The 10,439-nt window shown below is 62.6% G+C and carries 9 protein-coding genes and 2 pseudogenes; 7 read left to right on the forward strand and 4 right to left on the reverse strand.

Going from position 1 to position 10,439, the window contains the following annotated elements; translation table 11 throughout:
- Positions 1-2: 2 nt before the first annotated feature.
- Positions 3-539: a Chromate resistance protein ChrB gene (locus ABS88_RS02040; RefSeq protein ID WP_286748908.1), complete on the reverse strand. Its 537-nt coding sequence runs from the start codon at positions 537-539 to the stop codon at positions 3-5.
- 74 nt (positions 540-613) lie between these two features.
- On the opposite strand from ABS88_RS02040, the pseudogene ABS88_RS02045 reads away from it, so the two are divergent.
- From ABS88_RS02045 to ABS88_RS02055, 4 genes and pseudogenes are all read left to right on the forward strand, one after another.
- Positions 614-1,042: pseudogene (locus ABS88_RS02045) on the forward strand (PepSY domain-containing protein); the annotation flags it as partial.
- 5 nt (positions 1,043-1,047) lie between these two features.
- Complete coding sequence (locus tag ABS88_RS25115) at positions 1,048-2,373, forward strand: hypothetical protein (RefSeq protein ID WP_502686131.1); 1,326 nt, start codon at positions 1,048-1,050, stop codon at positions 2,371-2,373.
- A complete protein-coding gene (locus ABS88_RS02050) occupies positions 2,373-3,566 on the forward strand; it encodes an MFS transporter (RefSeq protein WP_286748911.1) in 1,194 nt (397 codons plus the stop codon). Before ABS88_RS25115 ends, ABS88_RS02050 begins: the two co-directional genes overlap by 1 nt.
- A 515-nt stretch (positions 3,567-4,081) precedes the next feature.
- Positions 4,082-4,261, forward strand: coding sequence for a DUF1328 domain-containing protein (locus tag ABS88_RS02055; protein ID WP_492740783.1), 180 nt, complete (start codon positions 4,082-4,084; stop codon positions 4,259-4,261).
- Positions 4,262-4,324: 63 nt separating this feature from the next.
- Here the strand turns inward: ABS88_RS02055 and ABS88_RS02060 are convergent, their stop codons facing one another.
- Entirely contained in the window at positions 4,325-5,635 is a 1,311-nt protein-coding gene (locus tag ABS88_RS02060; RefSeq protein ID WP_286748913.1) for an SLC13 family permease, read from the reverse strand.
- 99 nt (positions 5,636-5,734) lie between these two features.
- Here ABS88_RS02060 and ABS88_RS02065 point away from each other — a divergent pair, with 99 nt between their 5' ends.
- The 3 genes from ABS88_RS02065 (at position 5,735) to ABS88_RS02075 (ending at position 7,826) form a co-directional block, all read left to right on the forward strand.
- On the forward strand, positions 5,735-6,595 hold the full coding sequence (locus tag ABS88_RS02065) for a hypothetical protein (RefSeq protein WP_286748915.1): 861 nt from the start codon (positions 5,735-5,737) through the stop codon (positions 6,593-6,595).
- Between the two features lie 174 nt (positions 6,596-6,769).
- On the forward strand, positions 6,770-7,336 hold the full coding sequence (locus tag ABS88_RS02070) for a hypothetical protein (protein WP_286748917.1): 567 nt from the start codon (positions 6,770-6,772) through the stop codon (positions 7,334-7,336).
- 19 nt (positions 7,337-7,355) lie between these two features.
- Positions 7,356-7,826, forward strand: coding sequence for a DUF2141 domain-containing protein (locus ABS88_RS02075; protein WP_286748919.1), 471 nt, complete (start codon positions 7,356-7,358; stop codon positions 7,824-7,826).
- Between the two features lie 300 nt (positions 7,827-8,126).
- Here the strand turns inward: ABS88_RS02075 and istB are convergent.
- Both istB and istA read right to left on the reverse strand, forming a co-directional pair.
- Positions 8,127-8,826 (reverse strand): annotated as a pseudogene (gene istB / locus ABS88_RS02080) (IS21-like element helper ATPase IstB).
- Positions 8,813-10,327, reverse strand: a complete 1,515-nt coding sequence (istA, locus tag ABS88_RS02085; RefSeq protein WP_286748921.1) for an IS21 family transposase — start codon at positions 10,325-10,327, stop codon at positions 8,813-8,815. The pseudogene istB and the gene istA overlap by 14 nt, the downstream one beginning before the upstream one ends.
- Positions 10,328-10,439 lie beyond the last annotated feature (112 nt).

Genomic DNA, 10,439 nt, shown 5'->3' on the forward strand with positions numbered 1-10,439 from the left:
AACTATCGGCTCAAACCTTCCGCGTCAAACACCCGCTCAGAAAACGCGACGACAGAACGCCTGCATTCCTCCATCAGATACAGCGCGCTTTGCCGGTTCTCGCCAGCATAGAAATCGCGGGCGGTAATGCGCTTGAGCCATGTTTCGAGTTTTTTTAGATCGTCCTCGACCTCTTCGAGTTCAGCATAAGTGAATTTTGACACTGCGGTTTCACGGGACACTTCATCGAGCAGACCCCGCGCTCGCGTCGTAAACTCCTCATACTCTCGCGCCCTATCGGTCGAAAAACGCGCCTCCATTGCATCATCGCCGTCAAGCGCCGTTGCCTCGAACAAGGTGGCGCTGCCTTCATGGGATTGCACCGTCAGGACGAGGCTTTGCATCAAGTCACGATGCTCCGGTGTTACCGGGAGCATCCATGCACCATGCTCCACGCTCGTCGCTCCCGCCGCGCGTAGTTTGCGCCATAAGGCCACCCGCGCGGTCGAGGCACTCGCGGGCAGTTGCATCAGCAGCAGGAGCCAATACCGATCAGCCATGATGTAATAGGTGTTGCATTGCGATTTTCCGGCCTTAGGACGTAACAACTGTTACATTAGGACGCGCGCCAAATATGACAAACCGTAAAATACACCGCTGGTTGAGCGTCGTTGGCATCATCTTCTTTCTGTCGGTTTCGATCACCGGCATCTGGATGCAGGGCGAGGCGATCTTCGGCGAGGATGAAGTCGCGCGCGAAGCGATGGCAGCAATCACATCACCCGTGTCGCTGTCGGCGCCTTTGCCCGCCACCGCAGCGACGATGGAAAGGGCGCGCGCCGCAGTCCTCGATCGCTTCGGTGACCGGCCCGTCGCGTCGGTCGATTGGGTTATCAAGGCTCCCGTGCCAGCCTATGTGTTCCATCTGGACGGAGCTGAGCCAGTCAAGGTGACGGTCAACGCGGCAACCGCCGCCGTCATCAAGTCCGAACCCGATGGCGAAGATTGGGTGATGCGCCTGCATACCGGCGAGATATTGGGCGACGGCGGAAAGTTTCTCGGGCTGGCATGGGGACTGGCCCTAATCACCATGAGCGTCACCGGCGTCATCCTCTACGTCAAAATGCTGCAAGCGCGGCGCACGGGCGCGACGGGCAAGGTGCGCGGCTGGCGGCGGTATTTCTGGTGAGGGTTACGCTCCTTACACTGGCTGCGGCGCTGTTCGCGGCGACGGCAACGCCCGCACTCGCGCAAACTGCTCCATCGAGCCACGCGCCGCTGGTCCTCTCGTTCAACCCCGATGCGGGCGTCGTCGTCCAATCAGGCGATTTCCGTATCACCGCGTGGGGCTATGCCGAGCGGCTGATCGACCCCGAGGGCAAGGACGGCTGGCGCCGGGTGCGGCAGGGAGCAGAGTTTGATTTGCCGCGTATCGCGCCCCATCTGCGGCCCGCGCTGGTCTATGAGGTCGATCTCACCAACAGCGACTTCTTCCGCAACGGACCGTTCCGCCGCAATTTCGAGAACCTGTTCGTGTCGCTCCAGGATGCCGACGATTCCGGCAAGTTCCGGCTGTTGGTCGGGCATAACACCCATATCCTGTCGCGCGACGACAATCTGCCGTCGGGCAATCTGCCGACGATCAACCGTTCTCTGGTTCTGGAAGAGCATGGCTCGGTCAACGCCTTCGGCGCGCAAATGGGGTTTCAGGTGCAACGGGCGCTGTCGCCCAAGGCAACCGTTCAGTTCTCCGTCGGTGACAACAGGGGGTCGCTCAACGCCGCCGATGTGCGCAGCAGCATTGGGCGGTCGGTTGCGGGCAAGCTGTTGCTGACCCCCATCAACGATGCCGAACAGGGGCGCAAGCTGACGCTGGGCTTCGCCAGCGACTACACTGGCAATATAACCAACCGTGCTTTCACGCTCGGGACGGCGATCGGGCAAGCGCCGCTCGGCGGAGTTGCTGCGACTGGCGGCAAACTGACTTTTGAAGCCGACGCCGCCTACACCTTTCCGATCGCTGGACACCCGACAACGATAGAGGGTGAACTGATCCGCTCGCGTTTCTCGGGCAGCAAAAGCGACGTTTTCGGTGGCTATATTATGGGGCAAGTCTCGCTGTTCGACGCGCGGAGCGCAGGCGACTTCGACCTGTTCCTGCGATATGATTTTGTCAGCTTGGGGCAGGATGCAATTCCTGAACGCGCACGGCAGAGCGCGGTTCGCACGGGGTTCAACTATAATCTGCCCTTCACCGACAGGCTCGCGAGCCTGCACTTCGAATATGCTCACAACAGCGTCAGCGGTCCTGCGGCGATCGTGACGCAAACCGATCCTGCCGACGAGTTCCGCATCGGAATGAGGATCAGCCTGCAACGCTACACGCGGCACTGATGGCGAATGCGCCGCCAAGCGGACGGGCGCCAATACCGCGCACCGTTTGGGCGCTGGGGTTTGTCAGCATGTTCATGGATATTTCGTCCGAGATTATCCACGCACTGCTGCCGCTGTTCCTGACGGCGACGCTGGGTGTCAGCGTGGCAGTCGTCGGGCTGATCGACGGTGTTGCCGAAGCTACGGCTTCGATCACCAAGATATTCTCGGGCTATCTCTCGGACCGCATGGGCAAACGCAAGCCGCTCATCCTGATCGGTTACGGCCTCGGCGCCCTATCCAAGCCGCTGTTCGCGCTGGCCGGAACCGCGCCGGTCATCATGGGCGCGCGCTTTGCGGACCGCATCGGCAAGGGACTGCGCGGCGCGCCGCGCGATGCGCTGGTCGCCGATGTGACCCCGCGCGAAATCCTTGGGCGCGCGTTCGGGCTGCGCCAGTCGATCGATACGCTCGGGGCATTTATCGGGCCGCTGCTCGCCATCGCTGCGATGGCCGCGTTCGCAAACGACATGCGCACAGTATTCTGGCTGGCGGTAATCCCGGCGGCGATTGCGGTACTGTTGGTGCTGGTGGGCGTCGAGGATGTCCAGCGTCCACCGGAAGATGGCGTTACGCGTATTCCGGTGCGCCTTGTCGATCTCCGCCAGCTTCCGCGGACCTTCTGGTCGCTTGTCGCAATCGGCGCTGTGTTCACACTCGCGCGGTTCAGCGAGGCTTTTCTCATTCTCAAAGCCAATGCCGAAGGGCTGCCGCTCGCGCTCACGCCGCTCGTCCTCGTCGCAATGAACGCTGTATATATGTTCGCGGCTTACCCGCTCGGCAGCCTGTCGGATCGGGTTAGCGCGCGAACGATGCTGGTCTGGGGCCTGATTGTGCTCATCGCCGCCGATCTTGCGCTCGCCTTGCTCCCGGGCGTCGCGGGCGCATTCGTCGGCGTCGGCCTGTGGGGCGTCCACATGGCGGCAACGCAGGGGCTGTTCGCCAAACTCGTTGCCGACCGCTCGCCAAGCGATTTGCGCGGGTCGGCTTATGGGATATTCAACCTGATCACCGGCCTTGCGTTGCTGGCGGCAAGCGTCATTGCGGGCCTCGCATGGGATGCGGCAGGACCCGCGGCCACCTTTCTAGTCGGTGCAGGATGCGCAGTCGTAGCGCTTGCGGGGCTGCTGGTCGTCCCCTTGGCGAGACGATAGCGGCGCTGAGCCGGTAACCGATACTTGCATATATTGCCGGAAATCCCGCCGTCGATCCACGGGCGAAGCCATCGTCGGACTCAAAGCCGGGTCGGATCGACGATATGGAAGCAAGCGCCTTGGTCGGCTTCGACCTGCTCGCTTCGCGCGCAGTCTGGAGACCTTAGATGTCCCCAGGAACATCTGCGAGTAAATGGGCCGCGCGATAAAAGCGCGATGTCGGCGACCGGAAGCCAATCAAGGGCTCAGCCGGGGATACGCACGGTTGCAGCGTCGGTTTGTGCCAAAGCGGGTACCGACAGCATCGCAAGCACCAAGGCAATCAGCGAAGCGATGGAACTCGAACGGGCTTTCCAACATCTGGTCATGTTGTTGCGGAGTCCCCGTTCAGGGTGCGGGCGCGCCGGGAACGATGCGCGAAACGCGGCGTCGGCAATGCATACCCTCGGACAAACGGCAACTGGAGCGCAACGGTCTTGCGCTTGTGCGGTCGCGTACCAGAACCACGGGAGATTATGATGTATGGATGGGCCTTCACACTGGCGATTATTGCTCTGATCGCCGCCGTTCTTGGATTCGGCGGCCTCGCTGGAGCTTTGGTCGATGTTGCCTTGGTCATTTTTGTTATCGCACTGATCGGGACCATCATTTTCTTTGTCCTTGGATGGAAAGCGGCGAAAGAGATCATCGATTGATCGACCGCCTTCCGCCCGCCGCGCTATTTGACGTTACCGACCGCGCCTGTGCCATTTGCCGGTTCAAAATGGGAAGAATATGCTGATAGCGGCGATGGCAACGACGAAGGTCAGCAAGTTGAGCGGCAAACCGACGCGCACGAAGTCCATATAGCGGTAGCCGCCCATCTGGTAGACGATGACGTTGGTCTGATATCCGAACGGTGTCGCGAACGCAGCGCTGGCGGCCATCATCACGGCGACCAGGAACGGTCGCGGACTCACCGCCAGACTTTCGGCCAGCGCAACCGCAACTGGCGTGACCAACACTGCCACCGTCGCATTGGACAATAATTCCGTGAGCACCATCGTCAGCAGATAAAGGACGATCAGCGCGACCAACGGGTTTAAACCATCGACGCTGGCAATCAAAAGATCGGATGCCTCTGCCGCAAGGCCGCTCTCCTCCATGGCGATGCCGATCACCACCATGCCCGCGATCAGAATCAGGATTTCCGGTCTGAGGCCGCTATACGCCTCATCTGCCGTGATGACGCGGAGCAGGATCAGCAACACGGCGCCCGCGAACGTCGTGGCTGCGATCGGCGCCACGCCCAAAGTGGCAAGCGCCACCGCGCCGACAAAGGTTGCCAAGGCAATTGCGGCCTTCAGCGGCTGGAGCGAGCGCTTGGCCGCGAACAGACCGGCATCCCCGATTTGCGCACTGCCGATATGCGCCTGATCGATATCGGCTGGCGCGCCGTCCCGCTCGTCGGCTTCATGGCGTCTGCCGAGCAACCGGCTGCTGACCAGAAAGAGATAGATTCCACCGGCGATCGCCATCGGAATCCCGACCGGAGTGATTTCGAAGATGCCGAAACGCGGCTGTCCCGCGACACTCGCCATGTCGTCGACCAACAAATTGGTCGATGTTCCGATCAACGTGCAGCAACCGGTCAGGATCGTGACATAGGACAAGGGTATCAGAAAGCGCTTGGGCGACAGGCCCAGCGTGGTGGCGACGTCGCGGATCACCGGCGCCCCAAGTACGACGATCGGCGTCGAGTTGAGAAAGCACGACACCAACCCGATCATCGTGATCAGCAACCAAAGCCCCGCCGTGCCGAGGCGCCGACACATCGCCACGGCCAGCGTGATCGCGCGGTCGAGCAGGCCGCTGAGTTCGAGCGCATAGGCAATCACGAACAGCGAGGCGAGCGCGATGATCGCGGGGCTCGCAAAGGCGCTCTGCACTTCGACCGGACGCACGACCCCGGTCATCAGCAACACCGCCGCACCGGTCAAGGAAACGACATCGGCCCGGACCTTGTCCCAGATGAGCGCGGCGACGACCGCGGCGAGGACGAGCAAGGTCAGAATCTGGTCCACCGTCATACCTCTGCGTCAGGCGGCATCGACGCGCTGTCAATGTCTTGCATAATAAAATCTGGCTTGGGGTCTGGAGGATAAGCCCGGATTTGCTATCAAGGTGATATGCAGGAACCGAGCGTAAGGAATAGTCGGCTCGCGATCGCCGGCGGACTCGCCGCAATCCTTGTCGTCGGCGGCGGCGGATTTTTTCTTGGCCGCGAAACGGCACCCGCGCCGCCGACGCCCGGCCCCATAGTGGTTCCGGTGCCTACGCCGGCTCCTGAACCTGAGACTCCGGCCAAGTTGGGGCGTGCCGAGCTGATCGCGTTGTCGGCGCAGGCGGCCGATGCTCTTGCGTCGGGCAAGAGCCTTCCCGACGCTGTCGGCGACGCCGCCGGCCAGCGCTTTGAGCTGCTTCTGCCATTCGGCTGTGCGGGACCGACCGATGCCGACAGCAACCTTCCCGAGCGTTGGAGTCTAGGCGATGACGACGGAATTCTTCGCATTTCGTTCAAGCCCACGGCATGGCGGGCGGACGACTGGGGGTTGGACGACCAGGCCGCAATCGATGCGGCCGAAGGGTTCTGGATCGCTCGCCCATGGTCAACGGGCGACAAATGCCAGCCGCGCGGCGATCAAGCCACCGTGCAGGGCGCCGATCCGGTGACGCTACCCGGCCAGTCATTGGCTATCGCCCAAATTTTCCGAGACGAAGCGGACCGCGATGGCTGGCGAAGCGGGCGGGCATTTGACGTTGTGAAGCGTGTGGATACCAAAGATTTCGACGGTTCGCAGGGGTTCCGGCTGCGCGTCACTGGGCGCATCGAAAATATCGCGGGCGGCGCGCCCATTCGCTGCGTCCAGCCAGGGGGCAGCGAGCAGCGGCCGCGATGCCTGATCGGCGCGCGGATCGACACCGTCCGGATGGAAGACCCGGCGCGCGACGAAACCTTGGCGACCTGGTCGATTACGCGGCAACCGTAACGGCTGAAATTCCGGTCCCGGCGCCACCGGCGTAGCAGCTTGCGCTTTGGGCGGTGCTGCCCCCCGCCGTTCAGCACGGCCCGTCCTGCCTGATGCACCACTCGGCAACAACGACTTTGAAACATCACGCGCGGGGCTCGACTGTGCGCGCACCCGGAAATCAGGAGAAAATTTATGGAAAAGCCTTTTGGCTTTGTCGCCACGCTGTGCGCCCTTGGAGCGGTGCCGATAGCTGCCGCATCGGCGCTTGCCCAGCAGTCGGCTTCGATGCAGCCCGTCGCATCGATTGCCCCGGGCGCCAAAGTGTATGACAATGCCGGCCAGCAAGTCGGTACCGTCGCTCAGATCGCGGGTGACAAGGTCGCGGTCGCCGTCGGGAACAACGGCATCGTCGTGCCGCTCCAGGCATTGGTTCAAACCGAAAAGGGTCCAGCCCTGAACGCGTCGAAGGCCGAAATCCTTGCGTCGGTCGAACAATCGGTCAAGGAAAACGCTGCGGCGCTGAATTCCGCGCTCAAGGCGGGCGCCGAGGTTCATAGCGCAGGTGGGAGCAAGGTGCTCGGCACGGTCAAGCAAGTTGGCGACAATTCGGCGACGCTCGCGACCACGGCGGGAGACGTGAAAATTCCGCGCAACCTGCTGTTCGTATCCAAAGCGGGGTTGGCGACAAACCTTACTGCCGGCCAATTCGAGGAAGCGGTGCGCAAATCCCTGGCTGCGAGTGCTCCACCGTCGCAGTGATTTTGCAAGGAGAGAATGGGTGAGTTTTCGCTCGACACTGGCCGTGGCAAGCGGCGCATTGCTTATCGCTTCGCCCGCCGCGGCAGGGGAGAAGATTCCCAACGATATGGCAAGGTGTACGGGCAATGGTACTGCGGTGCTCGCAACTGTTCGTGGGATCAAGCAGGCGCAAGGCACCATGCGTGTCCAAAGTTACCGCGCCACAAAAACCGATTGGCTCAAAAAGGGGCGATGGCTAAAACGGATCGATGTCCAAGCAGCCGCAGGAACCATGCGGTTCTGTATTCCGGTGGATGCGCCGGGTCGATACGCGATCGCGGTCAGGCACGATCTCAACGGCAACGGAAAGACCGACATTTTTTCCGATGGCGGCGGGATGTCCAACAACCCGTCTATATCGGTCTGGAACCTGGGCAAGCCGAGCTACAAAAAGGTCGCCTTCCAGGTGGATGGACGCACTGCAATCCGTATCGACATGAAATATATGTAGCCCCGCATAGCCGATAGCCCTCGATCAGCAATGTATCGCACCCCGCCCTTTTCCTGCCAACCGGCGAAGAGCGGTCGCAAGCCACGCGCAGCGATTCCTCGTCAAGCCCGCCGACATTCCGCTTCGGCGTAATCAGGTAGATTCCAATACTCGGTTGGAAACAGTCTGATTGTCAATCGGCGTCCAATCGGGACCCCCTATCGGCGCGCAAAAGGGACCCCCTTTGTGCTGCGAGGATCGGTTGATGCTGGGCGCAGGTTTCGCGCTGCGGCAGCAGCGCGAAGGCGATTTTCGAGGTGGTCAGCTGCGGTGTTTGAAGCGCCAGCTGTCGTTGCCGGTCTCGACGATATCGCAATGATGCGTGATGCGGTCGAGCAGCGCGGTGGTCATCTTGGGATCGCCGAAGACGGTAGGCCATTCGCCGAAGGCCAGGTTGGTGGTGATGATGACCGAGGTCTTCTCGTAGAGCTTGCTGATCAGGTGGAACAGCAGCTGTCCGCCTGATCTGGCGAACGGCAGGTAGCCCAGTTCGCTGGGCGGCCATGGCACCGGCCTTGCCGATGCGGGCTTCCTCCTCGAGCCGGGTGACAAGATCGACCGTGTTGAAGTAGCGCCCGCGGGCGCCGGCACAGACGACGCTGGCGGTGATCGCGGTGGCGAGGTGAGTCTTGCCAGTGCCGGTGCCACCGATGAGCACGATATTGCGCCGCCCTGGCAGGAAGGAGCCGGCGTGGAGGGAGCGGACCAGGCCCTCGTTGATCGGGGTGTTCTCGAACACGAAGGCATCGAGATCCTTGACCACCGGCAGCTTGGCTGCAGTCATGCGGTAGCGGATCGATGCGGCATGCCGATGCGCGGCTTCCGCCCGCAGCAGGTCGGTCAGGATCTCATGGGTCGTGCGCTTGCGCTGCAATCCCGTGGTGACGGCTTCATCGAACGCACTGGCCATGCCCCTGAGGCCGAGCTCGCGCATCGCCTCGATCATCTCATGCCGCTGCATCGAGGCCTCGCACCGTGTCGTAGCGGGCACAGTCCGCTACTGGCGGATGGCTGAGCTTGAGGTCGACGACCACGTCGAGGGGCCGGTCGGTTGCTGGCTCGCGGTATCGCGCCAGGATGTTGAGGATCACCTCGTCGCTGGCGGCACCGGCATCGAGTGCCTCGCGGATCGCAGCCTCGACCGCTTCCAGGCCATCGGTCAGTACAGCGGCCAGGACGCGCACGAAGCGCCGGTCGGCCTCGTCACCGCTCCCCAGCTTGCGGCGCAGCCGCGTCAGTGCCGGCGGCAGGTTCCAGCCATGGAAGGGGGCGCCGTTGCGCCAGGCGCCGGGCTTGTTGGCGAGGACGGGGAGATAATGCCAGGGATCGTAGATCGTCCGGTCGCGGCCAAAGTACCGGGCATGCTCGGCGATAACCTCATCGCCGAGGCGGACGACAATCCGATCGGCATAGGCACGGACCTGGACGGCACGCCGCGCGGCCTTGGCCATGACGGAATAGCGGTTGCGGTCGAAGCTGATCAGGCAGGTGCCGGTCACGGCATGGGCTGTCTCGTGGAAGCCGTCGAACGACGACAGCATCGGCTGCAGGGCTGGCCGCTCGAGATCCAGCGCCTCGGCCACGGTCAGCTCCTTCTGCTCGGGATGCGGATGCAACGATGCCCAGCGCAGGCACTCGGCTGCCAGCCACCCGTTGAGTTCCTCGATGCTGGCAAAGCGCAGGCGGGGCTGGAAGAAGCGCCCCCGGATGGTCTGGACCTGATTCTCGACCTGACCCTTCTCCCATCCCGCCGCCGGCGAGCACGCCGTTGGCTCGACCATGTAATGGTCGGCCATGACCAGGAACCGGCGGTTGAACACCCGCTCCTTGCCCACGAAGACTGCGGCTACGGCGGTCTTCATGTTGTCATAGATCCCCCGCAGCGGAACGCCGCCGAAGAAGGCGAAGCCCCGGGCATGGGCATCGAACACCATCTCCTGCGTCTCGCGGGGATAGGCCCTGACATAGATCGCCCGCGACGCGCAAAGCCGCATATGGGCCACCTTCACGCGCATCGGCTTGCCGGCGATCTCCACATCCTCGTGGCTCCAGTCGAACTGGTAGGCCTCGCCAGGCTGGAACAGCAGCGGAATGAAGGCCGGGGTGCCGTCACCCGCATCCTTGCGCCGGGCTTCGACCCAGCGTCGTGCGTAGCGCCGGACCGCATCGTAGGATCCCTCGAACCCCTCACGGCACAGCAGATCATGGATCCGCGTCATCCGCAGCCGGTCACGCCGGTGCCGGGCCTCGTTCTCCGTCAGCAGCGTATCGAGGCGCTCCTGGAACGGCCCAAGCCGGGGCAACGGCTGTACCGTGCGGTGGTAATCGAACGCGCCTTCCGGCGCACGGATCGCCTTGCGCACCACCTTGCGCGACAACCGCAGATCCCGCGCAATCGCCTTGATAGCCTTACCGTTCGCGTGCTCGCGCCGGATCCGAACGACTGTCTCCACTATCAACATCCCGATCTCGCCACCTGGAAAACCAGGCAGCCCGCTACACCATCGGAATGAGGGGTCCCTTTTAGACGCCGATCACCCCGCTAACAGGGTCCCTTTTGCACGCCGGTCCACA

Source organism: Sphingopyxis sp. SCN 67-31 (assembly GCF_001725095.1).